The organism is Paraburkholderia sp. PGU19, from assembly GCF_013426915.1.
Taxonomy (GTDB): Bacteria; Pseudomonadota; Gammaproteobacteria; order Burkholderiales; family Burkholderiaceae; genus Paraburkholderia.
This window is the reverse complement of the sequence record NZ_AP023181.1, coordinates 359,938-377,722: the sequence shown is the minus strand read 5'-3', so window position 1 is coordinate 377,722 and position 17,785 is coordinate 359,938. Positions and strand designations below refer to the sequence as shown.

Below are 17,785 nucleotides of genomic sequence, written 5' to 3'. Positions count from 1 at the left end.
TTGACCACCCGTGGCGGTGTCTCCGTCGCGTCGCCGCTCCGGAGCGAAGCAGGCACGTTGCGAACGCAGTGAGCTTGCGAGTAGCCCTTCCCGAGACGCCCGTCCACCTGCCTATGTCCCTGGCCTTCCTGAGGATCCTTCGCGGTCGAAATGAATTGGGGGTGATTGCTAACTTTGCCTTATGTCAAGTTCGTGAGATGTCGAACGATGGCCCCGTAGATGATGCGGGACTGCCGTGCAATCCATGATGTATTCGGCTCCCAACCGCTCATGAGCTACGTACCGTCAATGCAAGACCGTTTCCGCGATTCCAGCGACCGCACAAAACACGACCACAGCGAGCGGCGGAATTTTCCAGCGCGTCAACATGAAAAAGCCGATAGCTGCAATGGCGAAGTCCGCCTCGGAAAGAATCGCACTGGTCCAGACTGGAGAGTACAGTGCGGTCGCCAGCAAGCCGACGACTGCGGCGTTGACACCACTGAGCAGCGCATTCATCGAGGGGCGGCTACGAAGGGCTTGCCAATACGGTAGCGCCGCCAGGACCAACAGTAGCCCCGGGAGAAATATGCCTGCGGTCGCGAGTGCCGCACCAGCCCAGTGATTCTGTGTCGGCGCCAGCACCCAACCCAGGAAAGCCGCAAAAGTAAACAGAGGGCCGGGGACGGCTTGCGCAGCGCCATAACCGGCGAGGAAATCGTTTGATGTCACCCACCCCGTTGCCACTGTTGCCTGCTGGAGAAGCGGGAGTACGACGTGGCCGCCACCGAACACGATCGCGCCCGAGCGATAGAAGGCTTCGAATACGTTGATCTCCTGGGTCGCGTGAAAAAATCCTTTCATCGCGGGAAGTCCAAACAGCAATGCGCAGAAGAGCGAGATCGCCAGGCCGCCAACCAGACGATGCACTCGGATCTCATCTGCGCGTTGACGCCCGCCTTCCTTCGTTGCGGGAGCCGTCGTCCGACACAGCGCCAGTCCCAGCACCGCTCCTAGTCCGATGACGACAAGCTGCGCATAGACGGTCGTAAGGACGCTAAGCGCCGCGACAGCAGCGAGCGCAATGGCCGCGCGGCGCCGATCGGGGCACAGGCGACGCGCCATATCAAATACGGCTTGTGCCACGACCGCGACAGCAACCAACTTCAGGCCGTGGATCAATCCTCCACCTACCGGTCCGCCAAGGCCCGGCGCGACAACGGCAAATCCGAGTAACAGGAGAACCGAAGGCAGCGTGAAACCACACCACGCAGCGAGCCCTCCTAGCCCACCCGCCCTCAACAGGCCAATCGCAAATCCCACCTGACTGCTGGCTGGTCCTGGCAGGAATTGACAGAGGGCAACGAGGTCCGTGTACGTTTCTTCGTCCAGCCAGCGGCGCCGGTCAACGAACTCCCGACGAAAATAACCTATGTGGGCGATGGGACCGCCGAAGCACGTTAGCCCCAACTTGAGAAACACCGCAAGGACTTCGAACGCGGTGCCTGCACTGGCCCCGCGTGGCGGGGGCATGTCAATTTTCATGTATTGCTGGATGTGAGGTATCCAAGGGCAAATTTTACCAACACCAATCAGTGTGGCTTGACGCAATGGCCGTAGATGAAGTGCTGGACACGTCCTGCCGGCGTGGCATGGGACTCCTCCGCGTGCTCGACCATTTCGAAGGCTGGGCCGAATTCATCGTGCAGCGAATCTGGATCGTACCGGATTACGGGGAGGCCACTACATTCGGTCGGACCGTCTGAAGCGAAGGTGCTGACTATGACGTGGCCGCCGGGTTTCACCGCGCGCATGACCTGGTCGACATAGGCGGCGGTCAGCCTCCACCGTGAGAAAGTGGAAAACAGCCCGGTCGTACCAAACATCGAAGAACCGTTTCGGCAATCGCGCAGACGTCACCTCAGCCTCGATCCACTGCACGAGGTCCGAGTCTCGCCCGAGTCGTTTGCGGGCCACGGTCAGCGCTTCGCCAGAGATATCCAGCACAGACAGGTTTTGTAGCCGCGGGCAACCAGGTCGTCGGTCAGCGTTGATGCACCGCCGCCGACGTCGATGATTGCGGCATCCATCCCGACGCCTACTCGCTGAAATCAGAATCGGTGGAAGGCAAATTTCGAATCGATGGGGCGGCAGTCTGCATCGCTCACGTGTCCTCCGGACCCTGCTCTCCGTCGATCACCCAACCAGATCGTCCACGATTGTGCGTGCCGCACTGTATCCGCCCGTCAGCGCGTCATCTTTGCTTGCGAACGCCCGGCCGACGGTACTGCCGAGGCGAAGCGGCGCGAATCTGGACACCGAGGTGCCTGACTCGCAAATTCGAACCACGGCAACGTAGCCCGGTGTGTTGGTGCCTGCATGCGCTGCGTGCGACCGGAAGGCGGACTCGACGGCAACGCGCAGTGTGAAGCCGTTGTACTCGTAGGTTTGTGTCATGGGGCACCTCAATACCTCTCGCAGGCACACGCGTTTGTCGCGTCACCGTCCTGCACATCGTCGGCATCAAAACGGCAATTGTGACATTTTTATGACATGTGGTTCAATGGGCACGATATGAATGCGTCTGCAGACTAGCGCATGAGGCATGCGAAATGCTTACGGCAGACGGAAGTGCGCGGTGCAGGTCTTCAAACATGTGCTAACAGTACTCTGTGCCGGACGGCAGTGGCTCTCCGGGACTTGCTGGCCCACGCGGCAGGGAGTGTATGAAAAACAGGGCTACCGTATTGTGTGTACGCGACGGCACCATTCTGCTCGTCGCACGTGAGCGGGCGCGGTGGGCACTGCCGGGCGGGAGGATCAAGCGCGCCGAACCGGCCGAAGCCGCCGCCTGCCGTGAGCTCGAGGAAGAGACCGGGTTAATCGTCTCGCGCATGAGCTATTACTTCCAGTTCCGGGGATGTAGCACGCTACATCATGTGTTCGTCGCCGACCTGCCAGTGGATGCCGTACCCGAACCACTGAATGAAATCGCGCGGTGCCGGTGGTTCGTGCCGTCCAAGATTGCGTCGCTCTCCGCCAGCGTCCCGACCCGGGGAATTGTCGAACTCTTTGTCCGGAATGTGACGACACTGGGCAAGGCCGCCGGCAGTGACGTCATTGATGAAGCCATCTGCTGAAGCCCACCCGCCGGATCGCGCGGGCGCAGTCGGAATCCAGCAGTCAAAGCGCGCTGGGAGGCACTTGCCGGGTGCGCTGAAACAGTGTGTCGACGACGGGCGTATTCACTTGCCCGGCGCATCGCTTTCGTTGACCGTCAAGGGAGACTTCGCAGAACTTTCCGACGCACTGAATCTCATCCTCTACAGACTGGTACAGGAAGCCCTGACAAACGTGTCGACATTCGCCCGCGAAGCGCGCGTTGAAATTTTCTTGATACGCACACCGGCTGACGGCGCGCGGATGAGATTGTCGTGACACTCACCGACAATGGCCCGGGCGCGAACTTTCGGGAATCACGCAGCAGTTTCGGGTTGGCGGGAATTCGCGAGCGCGTCGAATCGCTCAGTGGCGAATTTCATCTCTCCAGCCGGCCGGTGAAGGGTTCACGCTGGTCGCGCGACTGTCTGCCAAGGCGAGATCGTCCTGACCGGCCACACCGCGTATTCGGATCAGGTCGCCAAGGCAGGCCAGCTCTCGGTCGCGTAGGCGCCTCGTCGCCAGCAATGTGGGAACGGCTATCGATGGCGAAGTTCGTGCCCCGCGTAGATCGCTGTGAACACACCCACGAGCACTGCGGCGACCGCCAACGGTTCGTCAAACCGGCCGGCAGTCAGTGACAGCTTCGCAACGCACCAAAGTCCAACGCCCGCGAGTGTTACGAACAAACCGAATACGAGCCCCCAAACCGGTCCCGGGTTATGCGAATCAAGTCTGTGTGAAAACTTCATCTTTATTCTCCCTACGCCGCTTCCATCGACTGCAAACCTACACCAACATTCCTCACGGCGTGATAGCGGCCTTATCACGCCGGATACTCTCGTCAACGTCACAACAGCAATCCAACCGGGTTCACAACGGGAGGCACGTGTCAATCCAGGCAACTGCTGTGTCCCCCGCCACGGAAATGTCACACGAAAAGCGCCTCATACCAACAAGGGGCAGATCCGCGAAACAGCATGTATATCGCGTGTGACCGTCAGCTCGCGTCGGTACCCTAGCTACAATAATACCGTATATACCGTTTCAGAAAAAATCGCGGTGAATTACGCCACAGCGATGTGGCAAGCCCGATCTCGCGTGATGCATCGGCAGACATTGGAGGAAAAAATGTCGGACAAACATCTTTCCAGCCAGTTTGATGCTGCGCTGAATCTGCTCTCGACACGACTACTCGAGATGGGCGGGCTGGTCGAGTCGCAGATCTCGTCGGTACTATCGCTGTTGAGTAAGTTCGACAGCGCCGTTGTCTCGGGTGTGCGAGATGTCGAAAGGCAGCTTAATCAGATGGAAGTCGAGATTGATGACGAGATCATTAACGTTATCGCCCGGCGACAGCCGGCCGCTCGCGATTTGCGGTTGCTGATGGCCACGTCCAAATGCGTGACAAATCTGGAGCGGGCTGGCGACGAAGCCTGGAAAATTGCGAAACGGTTGCAAAGAATCGACGAAGCCGGAGTGCCTCCTGCATTGCAGGTCGCGGAGCTGAGAAACTCAGGTGAAATGGCACTGACGATCCTGCATCGTGTGCTCGACGCCTTTGCCAGAATGGACATCGCATCCGCTGAGCAGATCATGCGCGACGACCTGGCGATCGACAATGAGTTTCGCCTCCTGGTGCAGAGGCTCGTCACGAACATGAACGCTGCACCGGGTACCATCTCGTCGTGCCTTGACTATCTCTTCGCCGCGAAGGCTATCGAGCGTATTGGCGACCACGCGACCAACATTGCCGAGTTTGTGATCTATATCGTCAAGGGTCGGGACGTACGTCATCTTCCGTTGGGCCGACCAGACGAAGAGATTCCGCGAAACTGACCGGCCAAGTCTCTGCGCCGCGGGGACACCCGCCTCGGGTGGCGAAATGAGCCTCTTGCCAGACTCAACGCGCGGAAAAGAATAACGGTCAGTTAAGCGAGCGCAGCCCATTCTCGCGATCGTCCGGAATCGGCGATCTGGCGGTTCCAAGAAGAAAACGCCTGAGCCGGCCGTCAGCGGCGGCAACCTTGTGCAGGGGCGCGACGTTCATTTGCGCGTCGTGCAGGGCAAGCAGTTTTTCGAAAGCTGGCACTGCATCGTCCGCGAGCAGATATTCGCCCGTCGCCTGACCCAGCTGAAGGGCGGCCTCGACAGCTTCCTCAGCCAGCTTGAAGAGATCCGCCGGTTCGTCGCCGTAGCCCTCCTGCTGCAGAAACCACGCGACGTACACCGTCTCCATGAGTTCATTGAAGAGATGGCTGTTGCCATGCCCTGCCCGGCACGCAACGAGGGCAAGATGCAAGGCGAGCGACTGCTTCTGTGCGGATACCCTGTCCATGGGCAAAAGCATTGCTTTCGTCAGTGCCCGTCGTGAGGGGGTGCCCCTCCCCTGCTACGCTTCGAACTCATGTCGCGATCAACGTATTTTCCGATTAACAGGCAAGTTTACCGCAGCCGGATATTCACGTCGGTCGTCTTGTGACCATGTCACGTCGCGTATTTGCTTACGGCAACTATTCCTTCACATACATCGTATCCAGCGAACGCTTGCGAAGCCGCGTCTCATGAAGCGCGCCTGCAGCGTCAAGTACCGGGTATGCCGTTGAGCAGAAGAGCGAATTCAGGCGCTTCATGTTGCTGATCAGATCCAGGTGCAGCGCACTTGTTTCGATACTGCGAAGTGTCTGTCCAGCCAGCCTGTCCAGATGTTTGTGAGAGTACGCACGTTCGAGGTCACGAAAGCGCTCCTTTTCAGCCAGAAGCTGCTCGGCGCAACGCAGGTCATTGTTAAGGAACACAGACAGGCCAAGCCGCAGGTTGCTGACCAGCCTAGCATGCAAGTCGTCAAGTTCGCCCAGCCCCTGCTCCGAAAACGACAGTCGCTGCGAGATCTTTTTTTCCTCGATATCGCTGACGATGCGCTCGATGATGTCTCCCGCATGTTCGAGATTGATGGTGAGGGAAATGATGTCTGTCCAGCGACGGCTCTCGGTTTGGTCGAGCTGCTCGCGCGAGATGAGCGTTAGATAGTTTTTCACCTCGGCATAAAGCTGGTCGACATCGTCATCCATGCGCATCGTTTCGCGGGCAACGGCGGAATCATTGCGTCTAAGCAGTTCAGAAACGTTATCAAGCATCACGCTGACGATGTCGCCGATCCGAAGCACCTCGCGCGATGCGTTCGCCAGGGCCAAACCGGGTGTCACAAGGCCTGCAGGGTCGAGGTGCATCGGGCGCAGTTCGGCCGTCGCCACCGCGCGATCGGGCAGCAGCCGGCGACTGAGGGCGGCAACCCGATCAACGAGAGCAAGGCACGCACAGCAACGCACCGTGTTGTAGATGACATGAAAACCAACCACGGCTTCGCGCGGATTGGCAATGAAAACCGGTAGTGCGTTTGCGAGCAATGACGCCAACGGCAGGATCACCACCGCACCCATCAGCTTGAACGCAAGACTGCCAGCCGACAGACGCCGGGCAGAGGCGTTCTGGGGTAACGCACTGATCAGTGCCAGCATTCCGCTGCCAACGTTTGCACCGACAACAAGACATAGTGCGACCTTTAGTGAGATCACACCGGAGGACGCGAGCGTCGCCGTCAGCAGAACCGCGGCGAGGCTTGAATACGAAAGCATCGCGAAGGCAGCACCCACGAGCGCATCGAGCACGATGTCACCCGTCAGGGCGCCGAACATGACCCGCACGCCGGCACCCCGCATCATCGGCTGTGCGGCTTCGACAATCAGATGAAGGGCGAGCAGGATCAGTCCGAGGCCGATGAGGGCCCTTCCCGTCTGTCCCGCGCGAGTCTGCTTGCGGGTCAGAAAAAGCGGCACGCCTACGAGGATCAGGAGCGGCGACAGCCACGACAGATCCAGCGTCAGTACCCGTGCCATCAGTGCAGTGCCCACATCGGCACCCAGCATGATGGTCAGGCCACTCGCAAGCGACACCATACCCTGTGCAGCGAACGACGTGATGATGACGGCTGTGGCGTTGCTGCTTTGTACGAGGCTGGTCACGCCAATGCCGGACAGGAAAGCCCGCAGCCTGCTGCCTGTGCTTCGGCCGAGAATCGCGCGTAAATCTGCGCCGAGCACACGCAGGATGCCAGTACGCACAATATGCGAGCCCCACACGAGGAGCGCGACGCCGGACAGCAAATTCAGAAGGATCAGCACGATAGGTCGACTTCCACAGCACGGACGTTAGCCCTGCCGTAAAGCCGGGTCACGGCAGGACACTGCAATGTGACAATAGTGTTACACAGAAGTAACCCAGTTCAATTAAGTTATCGGCCTTTCTGCGAGTCACAACGCAACGTTGTTCGGGCAACCGGCCAGGGTTTAGCGTTATCCGCACGCGTCCTGTCCTGGTGCGAGGTCACGTATGTATCGCGACTATCGAGATAGAGGAATCAGAGCGTCGCTATTCTGGGAAAACATGCCGCCCGGGCGTCGAGGCAGACCGAAACACAGAAACGCACGCCGTGTCCGGCTCCTCTCCTTAGAACAGCCTGAGTCCGACCCACCAGCCAATCGCTGCCAGCAAGGCCGACGCCGGGATCGTTAAAATCCACGCCCAGACGATATTTCCCGCGACGCCCCAGCGCACTGCGGACAACTTCCGGGTTGCCCCAACCCCAACGATGGCGCCTGTGATCGTGTGTGTGGTTGACACGGGAATACCCAACGCGGAAGCGAAGAACAATGTGAATGCACCGCCAATTTCCGCACAGAAACCACCGACTGGCTTGAGCTTTGTGATCTTTTGCCCCATCGTTCGCACGATGCGCCAGCCGCCAAACAGTGTCCCGATTCCCATGGAGGCGTAGCAACTGGCCGCCACCCAGAACGGCGGCGCAGCAGCATTCTTCGATGCGTATCCGGCCGCGATCAATAGCATCCAGATAATGCCGATGGTCTTCTGGGAATCGTTTCCTCCGTGGCCCAGACTGTAGAGCCCCGCAGATACAAGTTGCAGCTTCCTGAACTGTCGGTCCACCCTGCTTGGCGGTACGCGGAAGAAGATCCACGCTATGCCGAGCATGAAGCACGAACCGAGTACAAAGCCCAGCACTGGCGAAATAATGATGAACGCCACGGTCTTCATGACACCGTCCACGTTCAGCGCGCCCCAGCCGGATTTGGCCAGTGCGGCACCAACGAGTCCGCCAATCAGCGCGTGAGACGAACTGGACGGAATGCCGTAGTACCACGTGATAACGTTCCAGCCAATTGCCCCGACCAGTGCGCCGAACACGACATAGTGGTCAACTATGGCCGGATCAATCGTGCCTTTCCCAATCGTCGCGGCTACGCCAAGGTGGAAGATGAAGTAGGCGATGACGTTGAACATCGCGGCAAACGCCACGGCATGATGCGGCTTTAATACTCCCGTCGACACGACAGTCGCAATCGAATTGGCGGCATCGTGAAAGCCGTTCATGAAGTCAAACACGAGTGCAATCGCGACAAGCGCAATCACCATCCACAGCGCGAGTTGAATCGGATGCATGGTCTGATCCGCTCAGGCGTTTTCCAGCACGATGCCCTGGATGATGGTGGCAGCGTCTTCGCACTTGTCTGTGATGGTCTCGAGTAACTCGTACACACTTTTCAGTTTGATCAGCGCCTTGATATCGTCTTCCTCCCGGAAGAGTCGCGAGATAGCCGTTCGCAATAGTCGGTCAACCTCTGATTCAAGCTCGTCGATTTCCTTGCAACACTGCAGGATCTGTTTCGATTGCTTCATATCCGAGAGCATGCTCACGGCCTGCTGAACCAGCACTGTTGCCCGTGTACTGATGCGCGCAATTTCAATCGCGTCCGGCGGCAGCGCCTGCACCTCGTATAGGGTGATGGTGTTCGCGACATCCTCGATGGTATCGATGATGTCATCCAACGTATTCATAAGCTGCTGGATCTCGTCGCGGTCCAGTGGCGTGATAAATGTCTTGTGCAACAGGTCGTTGCAGTCGCTCGTCAACTTGTCCGCGGATTTTTCGATGATTTTCACATTTCGCCGATGGCGCTCGGCCTCGCCGAGATCTTCAACCAGCTTTTCGAGGGCACGACTGCCATCAACGATGTAGCTCGCGTGAGCATTGAAGAGCTCGAAGAAGTTGCCTTCTCTGGGCATGAAGCGACCGAACATAGGGCGTATCACCTCTAGTTTTGACGGCGCGCCGTCCGCCCCGTCACAAAAGTGACACATTCTACAGTCTCTTCGATCCAACCTTGTTTTCCCAAAAAAGTCGAGCGGGAATCACACAATTTGGGTGCAGACTTCTAACCCGATGAAGTAACGGACAAACGTGATGTCATTTGATTGGTTATCCATAACATCCGAGTTGATCAACGGTCTGAACGAGAATGCCGTGCATCATTGAATCCGTCCGTGGAGGACCGAAGACCATACTCAAACCTGCAGAAGCAATTGATACCGCGATCGCGCGCCGAAGGCCGGATATGGTAGCCATCACCCGCGCTTCACTTTCCATGTTGTAAGCGGGATGTGAACCACGTGAACCCGGTCACCGCAGTCCGCGCGTTGCGAAGACGATCGTGTCAGATATGGAAGTGCGCCCCGTGTCCGACTCAGGCGACCAGTTCGACCGATCCATTATGCTGTTCCCGGCCACGGGCCTTGAAGAACGACACCCGATCCTTAAGCTCATGCGTCTGTCGCACCAGTGAGGCAGCTGCAGCGGAGGCCTGCTCAACCAGCGCGGCGTTTTGCTGCGTCATCTCGTCCATCAACGAGACAGCCTGATTCACCTGGTCAATCCCGACACTCTGTTCCCTGGACGCCTCCGATATCTCGCTCATCAGCGCGGTCACCCTGGTCACGCCCGAGGTGACTTTGCGCATGGAGTCGCCCGCGCCACCTGCCAGCGTTGCGCCAGCGCTGACGCGCTCGTTCGACGACAGGATCAGATCCTTGATTTCCCGCGCGGCCGTCGCGCTACGCTGGGCCAATGTGCGCACCTCGGCAGCGACAACGGCAAATCCCCGCCCCTGCTCGCCCGCCCTGGCGGCTTCAACCGCAGCATTCAGCGCGAGGATGTTGGTCTGGAACGCGATCGCTTCGATCGTCCCGATAATCGCCGTCATCTGCCGGGTGCCGCTCGCGAGTTCCGTCATCGTGCTCGCTACCCTGTTGACTTCGGTCCCGCAGTGATCCGTCGCATCGGATGCAGCAGTTGCCAGTGAGCTCGCCTCCTCGGCGCTATGTGCCGTGTTTCTGACTGTCGCCGTCAGTTGCTCCATGCTTGCAGCGGTTTCTTCCAGCGATGCGGCCTGCTGTTCCGTGCGACGCGACAAGTCATCGTTGCCAGCGGATATCTGTGCAGAAGCCGAGGCAACGGACTCGGCCGTGCGATGCACGTGACGTACGACCTCCGACACTCTCTCGATCATGGTATCCAACGCTGCGAGGAGCTGCCCCGTTTCGTCGCCACGGTCCGCACGGATCTCGCTCGTCAGATCGCCTTTCGCGACGGCCTGTGCAACCGTCACCGCAACGCCGATAGGACGGGTGATGCTGCGTGTGATAAAGAATGCCAGCACCAGAGCGGCTGCAAGCGCAGCGGACGTGACTGAAATCACCGTCACCTGCGCCACGTGGGCCAGCGCAGTGATGTGTTCGCCTTGTTCCTTCGTATGCTTCAGTCCGATTTCGACAAGCGCATTCAGTGCCTCTCCGATCGGTTTGTCAGCGCCCTTGACGCTACGATCCCTCACGTCAATCGCAGCGCCAGACTCGACGAGCGTCGACAGTTGTTGCAGAGATGTACGATACCCCTTCGTCGCATTGAGAAGCGATGTCGTCACCTCGCGCTCAGCATCGCTAAACTGGCCGGCCTGAAGCGACTGTCGTGCTGCCTCGTCGATCTCGTCGAGATTCGCGAGGCATTTCCGCTTGTAGTCACCACCCCGGAGCACATAGTCCTTGTAGTTGTGGACCGCCTCGCCGAAGGTGTCCTTCGCATGCTGCAGCATGTTCAGCTTGGCCAGCGTGACCGAGTCGTAGGACTTCCATTCGTCCGTGATCCCCGATAGTTTTGCGTACGCTGTGATGCCAAGCAGCACAGTCAGAACGGCGACAGTGAGAAATGAAAAGGTGAGACGCGCGCCGATGCGCAGGTCTTTGAACAGTTTCACAGGCTGCTTCATTGCTTACCTCATTGTTTCCGACGATTCAGCATCGCAAAAGCCACCAACGGCCTCCTCCGTCTGCTCGACAGCGGACCGTGCCTGACAATCTGGCGACAAGATGGGAGGCGGTTCCGATTTCGCTTCGGACGTGACGACGCAGTTCTTTGTTCATGGATTACGCCTGCCTGTGCCTGATGTGTATATCGGCACGGTCTCCGCACGGCTGTATAGGTGATGAAGCGATTCGCGGCGGAGAATATTCCGATATAAATGTAGGGATCTCCTGACACTTGTCTCGGACACCACCAGGCCTCTTCAGTCTTGCCCGTGTGGCCGCTACTGCCCGTACGCGGGCAACTCGGTCATAACGATCATCCTTTCGGTAGCAAAATCATTTGAGAGGCTTTCGCAAATTGCTCTGCAAGACATGCCCGCTGCGTACTGGGGTCGTGACCGGGGCCGCCCTCTACTTCGTCTAACGACTCGGTCTGTTCGAACATTCGATTGCGCTGTTCGTCAGCGCACGTATGGGCCTGACCATATCGCGGAGAATTCCGCTTAGTTGCGCGTTGTTGGCTATTCAGAGCTGATCCGCCTCCAGCCACCTTCGGCTGTCAGCGTGTCAGATGGGAGTGACAAGGAATGTTGTAGGAGCAGCGCGTCGCCATGCCAGTGCAGACCTTTACCCTTATCGATCTCGCAGGCTCCGTCGCGCTACTGCTACTGGGTATGCAGATGTTCCAGACGGGCATATACCGGGCGTTGAACCCGGTCTTCGAGCCGTTGCTGGTGCGCGCATTGCGCGATCGTGGACATGCTTTTCTGGGTGGTATGGGCGTGTCCATCATCCAGCAGAGCAGCACGGTGATGGGGTGGATGACCGAGCGTGCCGCTATCGCGCGTCCGGCCGACCTTGCACCGCCACTTGCAGCGGTACTCGGCGCGAATATAGGTGCGACCCTGGTCGTCCAGATACTGCTGGTTGTCGATCAGCCCTCCATCTCTCCTGCGCTTATCCTTGTTGGCGTGCTGATGTTCCGGAAGGCTTCGAATTCTCGCGCTCATGACCTGGGACGAGCATTCATCGGGCTCGGGCTCATGCTGCTCGGGCTGCATGCACTGCTGGATCTGATGACCGACTACGAAGATGCGCCTAGCCTTCGCATGGTCTTGGGCGCTGCGTCCACGATGCCGGTGGTCGACATGCTGCTGGCCGCAAGCCTGAGCTGGGCGGCGGAGTCGAGCGTGGCCGCAGTGCTGCTGATCGCATCACTTTGTGCGAAGAACGTCGTACCGCCTGATACGGCGTTCGCCCTTGTTCTCGGCGCGAATCTCGGTACTGCCGCCCGGCCGGTGCTCGACCGCGCGGCGCCTGGCGAGCCGACATCGCGGCGTGTTCCGGTTGGCATCCTGTTGATGCTGTTGGTGGGCGTCGGTATAGCGCTCGCAGCACTGGTGCCGATTGGCCGCCTGATGGTCACCATCGAGCCAGACAACGCGCGGGTAGCGGCCGACTTTCACATGCTGTTCAACGTTTTCGTGGCAATCGCGTTCATGCCACTGCTCGTGCCGTACAGCAATCTTTTGACTCGTCTGATGCCGGCGTGGGGCAGTTTCGTTGACCCGCCGGGCCCGTATCGCGACCTTCGAAGCACGCAGGACATCCCACCGCTGTCACACGAAATAGCGCGAACAGCGCCGGCGACGAGATGTCCGTCGGATGGACAGCGTGCCGTCGTTCGCATGCGTCAGGACATTCTCGATAACGTGACGGGAGCTGGAGACGTTGGGCGGCGATTGCCTGACATCGCACGGTGTCTTGACGAACGCGCCAACACTGAAAAGCCAACGGGATTGGTGACTGGCGAGACCAACCCACCGCGCAGCGTGATCATTCGGGACGCTTGCCAAAATGCGCTTGAATGGTTGGGGGACGATGGAACCATCTCGACGTTCAAGCTGAAGGGATCGATCTGGCTTCACCTGCAGGATCTCCGGATCGTGCGCCAACTGGAGCCCGTCACCGGGATGGCCAGTGCGGCCCTTTCAACTTCCATCTGTGGCACCGCCTTTCTGGACGACGGCGAGCTGTCGATCATAGGTGAACCCTGGATCACTTCCCCCACGGTGCACCTCACCTTCGCGAGCCGCGAGATCAGCAGCCCGGACCACGATGGGCTTCGCAGCCTGCAGGAAACGCTCGGCACGACCTTCTCGGATATTCCATTAGGTACCGCCAGAATCGGCTTTAACCGTCAGGACGATGAGTTGGATGAATCCGCTCAGTGGTGGGCGTCGTTCAATGTGCCTGCGAGTTGCATGGATGGCTTGAAAGAAGCGATCGAGACCGGCCTCCTCCGTGTCGTACGCCTGGGTATTTGTGTGACCGGCGTCTACGAATCCGTCAGCACGATTGGCGGAGCGGAACGCGATCCGCGTCTGCTGCTCAGACCAGACCATATCGATGCGAGCGACTCGCCTCAAACCGCAACTGGCTACGTGACGCATCTGGCCTTCGACCTAGCCAGTGTCAGTCTTGAACAATTCCGCGACGGAACACCCCAGTAATCGGATGTCAGGATCTGCGAATCAGGACAGTCTGCTGTCCCGCTTCTCTCCGCTGCGATCTGGCGAAACGGGGGCAATCGTTTCTCCGTGCTTCCGACGCGTTGAATGGTGGTTATCGGGCGCTACACGCTTGTGGACGACCTGTTTCCGGCCACGATACCGAGCCATGATGCACTCATTTTTGCCTCCTTCGGCCATAGGATTCAAGACGTTGACTGGTCATCTTGGTTGTAAAGAGTATCTGCCGCGACGCTTTGGCCAGCACACAACTTCTGCGCGGCAGATGCATCGCAGTTAGCCCATCCGGGCAACGGCCTTCAGGATCGCCTTGCCATGCGGCGTGATGCGCGGATACTGTCGACCTGCCGCAAGTGGTTCAAGTGTTACCAGACGCAGGTCAAGCAACGTGCGAAGCTCAAGACGGTCCGTTTCGACCTGATCCGGCGCATCCTTGACTACCATCAGTGTTGTGAATTCGTGCGGACTCAGCACGACTGCCTCCTGGGCTCGCGAAGAAATTTAGGGTTGCGACAGTGCCTTCACCGTCCGGCAGTACATTCAGGACATCGAAGTGTCGTGATCTTTCGCCTGGTATTATGCCTGCGCTGCTTCCACGCATTTCGAATGGGTATCGCGCACGATGTCACAGACATCGCTTGCGTACGACAGGATATGCTCGGACACCGGCTGAATCCGGCTTGTCTGTCGCCTGAGCCCTTCCTCGGGCGTCGTGCTGGACAGGATTTCCAGCGTCAGTTTCGCGCTCTCCGCGCCCGCCACCCTGGCTGTGGCCAGGTTCAGCTCAACCAGTTGACGGAATCCGTCGAACACCTGATCCGTCAGCGTGAACAGGTTGGCGACGTTTGCCCTGTTCCGCTCGATCAGGTGCTCCGGCCCAAATGCGCTCATTCGTTTTCTCCCTTGTTGTTTTCCGACAAGCGTCTGACCCGTGTCAGTCAAGCCAACGGTGCATTAATCGGCTGTGGCCGACGACCTTGTACCTGACAGGGCAAAGAGAGGCTTGCTGGTTTAGAACAAACATTCTAACTTTGTTAAATGAACATTCAGAGCGCTTCTTTATAGGTGGATACCCCGATTCCAGCGTGCGATAGTCCTCTTTCGCTATGTCCGCTCGAAAGACTGAAGACATGCATTTCCTCCCATCGGCCGGACGTGTTCTCGATCAGGGTCACCGACTTGCATGCTGTCTGGATCAATGGCGATGTGCGAAGCCGCTGCTTCAGTTCGAGCCCGGCCGTATGAACATCGGATGCATCGCCGTGCGCTACGGTGAGGCGTGGAACGACTTCCTCATGGAAGCCACCGTACGGGCGAAACGCGGGGAAGGCCCGGACTACCGCCGTTGTCAACGCAACGAATGGTTCCGGAGGATCCGGTAAGAGAAAGAGTGTCGACGGGAGTTGGCGCTGCCCCATAAATCGCCCGATAGCGCCGCCTAGCGAAAAACTGAATGACTTCGCCTCGCCTAACGCGACTTGCGCGCGATGAATGACCTCGGGTGAAATGTCAGCGGCCGACATGAATGGGAACAGCACCGTGATATGCGCGGAGCCGCCCCGCTTGCAGCTGGCATCAAAGCGCATGCGCAATCACCTGCTAGCAGCTCGGCCGCGGGAATCTTGACGATGAACACCGATACGGACATACGGGAACCCTCGCAACTGGCATGTCAGTGTTGCTATCCCGGCCATCATTGCACTGACGCCGTACATCGATGCGGGATGGACAGAACTGAAACGCTTCTACTTCCGCGTATCGCGCGGCGCCGGCCCGGAAAACACAGAGAGTTATCGACGCGGCCGTGGCTTACCGATGTCTGAGGCTGATTTCCCGTCCGGTATAGACAGCCAGAAAAGCGCCGATGAGGATTGCAGCCATCGCAAGCGATTCATCAAGGCGACTACCGGGTTGCGATAACTTTGCAAGGATCCAGAGGCCGATCCCGGTCAACGTCAGATCAGGCACAGGATCATCCCCCATATCGGCCGTGCCGAATGGGACTGCAATCGGTCAGACATTTTCATTGTCGTACCCCGCGACAACACGGGTGGTTCGCTTCCTGCGCTCGATGGAACTCACGACGGACGGTTCTTTTTCAGGGTAGGCGGCTCCAGTTCTGGCATCAAGTGGCAAAGGATTGGCGGCTGGGATGCAAGAATGATTCGAATCTGCAGCCAAAGCGCGATGCCGTCTCACGACTCACGGTGCTTATGCGGATTCGGGATGGGCGGTACATGAAACGATGCCCGCCACGCGCCGCTCCAACAATAGATGTCAAGGTCAGCATCGAACCGGCCGGCGTTGTGCTTCTCTGGCATTGAAAGCTCCGCTTGCTCGAAAGAAGCTAAACTGTTTGTACGGTTTATCAGACCTGCATAATCATGAAACCACAGGCTTCCACGAACAGAGGCAGCAAGCGACCGTCTGCGCACACGACTGCAGGTGCCAATGAGGCGGCTGCCGGCAAGAAATCGGTTAATGCGGCGAAGACGAGCAGCGCGGCGACGAAGGCGAAGACCCGCAAGGCAACATCCATTGAAGAGCCTCCACCGCGTGTCGCCCGGCACCGCACGGAGCACGTCAAACCGGAAAAGGTCATGCGAGACACCTTCACGATGCCGAGGGCGGACTACGAAAAGATCGCGGTGCTCAAACAGCGCTGCCTCGATGCGGGCGTAGCCGTGAAAAAGAGCGAGCTCGTTCGGGCAGGCTTGCTTCTGTTGGAGTCTGAGCCGACGAAACGCCTTCTTGCGGCGCTCAAGGCAGTCGAGCCGGTCAAGACTGGGCGGCCACCAACATTGAAGTGAGCCGCACGCGAAGCAAACGAAGGGGCGGCGTGACGGGCAGAAAGATACCAGACGGATAGTAGTCGTATATCAGTCCGGCTTTACAGCCGGGCAGGCTTGACGTCCTGAAAACGCGTGAGACCAAGGCCGTCTATGACCCGCACCCCTGCCCTTTTCCCGTGCCTTTGAACTGGCGGCAGTGCGCAGCTTGTATGCCAGTGTTGGCCCGCGGGCCAATCTGCTGGCTGCGGCACCTCGAGCACCGGACGATACCCCTAGCTTGGCACCCAGACAGCAGCTCTTTGATCTAATTAGACTATTTATTGGGGGCAGTTCGCAAGGCCGCGTGTGACCTAGACCCTTCTAATCGGAAAATTGCGTGGAAATCAAGCTCACCCCGTCTGGGAGTTTCCAGACGTCGACCCCGGCATTCCCTGCGTCGCTTTCGATTCCCACAAGGCAGGTTATATCGCCACGGACCATTTGCTTGACCTGGGCCACTGTCGAATTGGCGCGCTGGTCGGTAGCGAAAAAAATGGCATTCACGGTGGTCGGTACAAGGGCTTCTGCGACGCCCTGCGAGCCAGGAAGGTCAAGCATCTCAAGACAGACGCCCGGTTCGGCACCGACTCATATCAAGGTGGTTTCGATGCCGCTCTCGACCTGCTAACCTCGACTCCCGATCTCACAGCGATTTTTGTGTCGAATGACCTGCCTGCGCTCGGTGCACTGAACGCAGCGGCCTCGCTGGGATTCAATGTCCCCGAAGATCTCTCGATCGTAAGCATCACAAACATCGAATTGACGAGCCAGTCGCGACCAGCGCTAACCACGGTTGCGATTCCAACGGCTGAGATGGCGGAGAAAAGTGTGGACCTCCTCATCAAGCTCGCATCTAACGACCCCGACGCACCAGCAATGGTTCGAACGGCAGATCCTGTGTTGATAAAGCGTGCGTCCACGGCTGCGCCAAAGAGCCGCGCGACAAAATAACGGAACGTTCGTGATAGCCGCCGTAGCGGATGTGGTATTCGGACGGGAGGTTCTGCTCGTAGAGGTTCCACTTCGTGCCTTCGGCCGAAACGCGACTTCCCGAGCTCCAGAACTCTTCGC

At 58.6% G+C, this 17,785-nt stretch carries 17 protein-coding genes and 1 pseudogene; 6 read left to right on the top strand and 12 right to left on the bottom strand.

Annotation, left to right across the window (positions count from 1 at the left end):
• Positions 1-285 precede the first annotated feature (285 nt).
• The 3 genes and pseudogenes from chrA to H1204_RS31590 all read right to left on the bottom strand — a co-directional run bounded on the left by chrA (position 286) and on the right by H1204_RS31590 (position 2,436).
• Entirely contained in the window at positions 286-1,524 is a 1,239-nt protein-coding gene (gene chrA, locus H1204_RS31600) for a chromate efflux transporter (protein ID WP_180734480.1), read from the bottom strand.
• A 47-nt stretch (positions 1,525-1,571) separates the two neighbouring features.
• Positions 1,572-2,087: pseudogene (locus H1204_RS31595) on the bottom strand (class I SAM-dependent methyltransferase); the annotation flags it as partial.
• A gap of 88 nt (positions 2,088-2,175) precedes the next feature.
• Positions 2,176-2,436, bottom strand: a complete 261-nt coding sequence (locus tag H1204_RS31590) for a hypothetical protein (protein WP_180734479.1) — start codon at positions 2,434-2,436, stop codon at positions 2,176-2,178.
• A gap of 269 nt (positions 2,437-2,705) precedes the next feature.
• Between H1204_RS31590 and H1204_RS31585 the strand changes: the two genes are divergently transcribed.
• The 3 genes from H1204_RS31585 to phoU all read left to right on the top strand — a co-directional run bounded on the left by H1204_RS31585 (position 2,706) and on the right by phoU (position 4,977).
• Complete coding sequence (locus H1204_RS31585) at positions 2,706-3,119, top strand: NUDIX domain-containing protein (protein ID WP_180734478.1); 414 nt, start codon at positions 2,706-2,708, stop codon at positions 3,117-3,119.
• Positions 3,091-3,417, top strand: coding sequence for a hypothetical protein (locus H1204_RS31580; RefSeq protein WP_180733347.1), 327 nt, complete (start codon positions 3,091-3,093; stop codon positions 3,415-3,417). Before H1204_RS31585 ends, H1204_RS31580 begins: the two co-directional genes overlap by 29 nt.
• A gap of 852 nt (positions 3,418-4,269) precedes the next feature.
• The gene (gene phoU / locus H1204_RS31575; protein WP_180734477.1) at positions 4,270-4,977 is read left to right on the top strand and encodes a phosphate signaling complex protein PhoU; all 708 of its coding nucleotides are present in this window, start codon (positions 4,270-4,272) and stop codon (positions 4,975-4,977) included.
• An 88-nt stretch (positions 4,978-5,065) separates the two neighbouring features.
• Here phoU and H1204_RS31570 read toward each other — a convergent pair whose 3' ends face one another.
• The 5 genes from H1204_RS31570 to H1204_RS31550 all read right to left on the bottom strand — a co-directional run bounded on the left by H1204_RS31570 (position 5,066) and on the right by H1204_RS31550 (position 11,315).
• Entirely contained in the window at positions 5,066-5,476 is a 411-nt protein-coding gene (locus H1204_RS31570) for a hypothetical protein (RefSeq protein WP_180734476.1), read from the bottom strand.
• A 175-nt stretch (positions 5,477-5,651) separates the two neighbouring features.
• Positions 5,652-7,319 (bottom strand): Na/Pi cotransporter family protein, encoded by a 1,668-nt coding sequence (locus H1204_RS31565; RefSeq protein ID WP_180734475.1) that lies wholly within the window; start codon positions 7,317-7,319, stop codon positions 5,652-5,654.
• A 325-nt stretch (positions 7,320-7,644) separates the two neighbouring features.
• A complete protein-coding gene (locus tag H1204_RS31560; protein WP_180734474.1) occupies positions 7,645-8,655 on the bottom strand; it encodes an inorganic phosphate transporter in 1,011 nt (336 codons plus the stop codon).
• A gap of 12 nt (positions 8,656-8,667) precedes the next feature.
• On the bottom strand, positions 8,668-9,294 hold the full coding sequence (locus H1204_RS31555) for a DUF47 family protein (protein ID WP_180734473.1): 627 nt from the start codon (positions 9,292-9,294) through the stop codon (positions 8,668-8,670).
• A gap of 443 nt (positions 9,295-9,737) precedes the next feature.
• Positions 9,738-11,315 carry a methyl-accepting chemotaxis protein gene (locus H1204_RS31550; protein WP_180734472.1) on the bottom strand — a complete coding sequence of 526 codons (1,578 nt, stop codon included), beginning with the start codon at positions 11,313-11,315 and terminating at the stop codon, positions 9,738-9,740.
• A gap of 648 nt (positions 11,316-11,963) precedes the next feature.
• On the opposite strand from H1204_RS31550, the gene H1204_RS31545 reads away from it, so the two are divergent.
• Positions 11,964-13,865, top strand: coding sequence for a Na/Pi symporter (locus H1204_RS31545; protein WP_180734471.1), 1,902 nt, complete (start codon positions 11,964-11,966; stop codon positions 13,863-13,865).
• 294 nt (positions 13,866-14,159) lie between these two features.
• Here the strand turns inward: H1204_RS31545 and H1204_RS31540 are convergent, their stop codons facing one another.
• The 4 genes from H1204_RS31540 to H1204_RS31525 all read right to left on the bottom strand — a co-directional run bounded on the left by H1204_RS31540 (position 14,160) and on the right by H1204_RS31525 (position 16,422).
• Positions 14,160-14,357, bottom strand: a complete 198-nt coding sequence (locus H1204_RS31540; protein WP_180734470.1) for a hypothetical protein — start codon at positions 14,355-14,357, stop codon at positions 14,160-14,162.
• A 102-nt stretch (positions 14,358-14,459) separates the two neighbouring features.
• Positions 14,460-14,774, bottom strand: coding sequence for a phasin family protein (locus tag H1204_RS31535; RefSeq protein WP_180734469.1), 315 nt, complete (start codon positions 14,772-14,774; stop codon positions 14,460-14,462).
• Between the two features lie 155 nt (positions 14,775-14,929).
• A complete protein-coding gene (locus H1204_RS31530; protein ID WP_243468928.1) occupies positions 14,930-15,469 on the bottom strand; it encodes a 2'-5' RNA ligase family protein in 540 nt (179 codons plus the stop codon).
• Positions 15,470-16,251: 782 nt separating this feature from the next.
• Positions 16,252-16,422 (bottom strand): hypothetical protein, encoded by a 171-nt coding sequence (locus H1204_RS31525; protein ID WP_180733346.1) that lies wholly within the window; start codon positions 16,420-16,422, stop codon positions 16,252-16,254.
• 61 nt (positions 16,423-16,483) lie between these two features.
• Between H1204_RS31525 and H1204_RS31520 the strand changes: the two genes are divergently transcribed.
• Positions 16,484-16,693, top strand: coding sequence for a hypothetical protein (locus H1204_RS31520; protein ID WP_243468927.1), 210 nt, complete (start codon positions 16,484-16,486; stop codon positions 16,691-16,693).
• A gap of 354 nt (positions 16,694-17,047) precedes the next feature.
• A complete protein-coding gene (locus tag H1204_RS31515; RefSeq protein WP_180734468.1) occupies positions 17,048-17,665 on the top strand; it encodes a substrate-binding domain-containing protein in 618 nt (205 codons plus the stop codon).
• Positions 17,666-17,785: the final 120 nt, after the last annotated feature.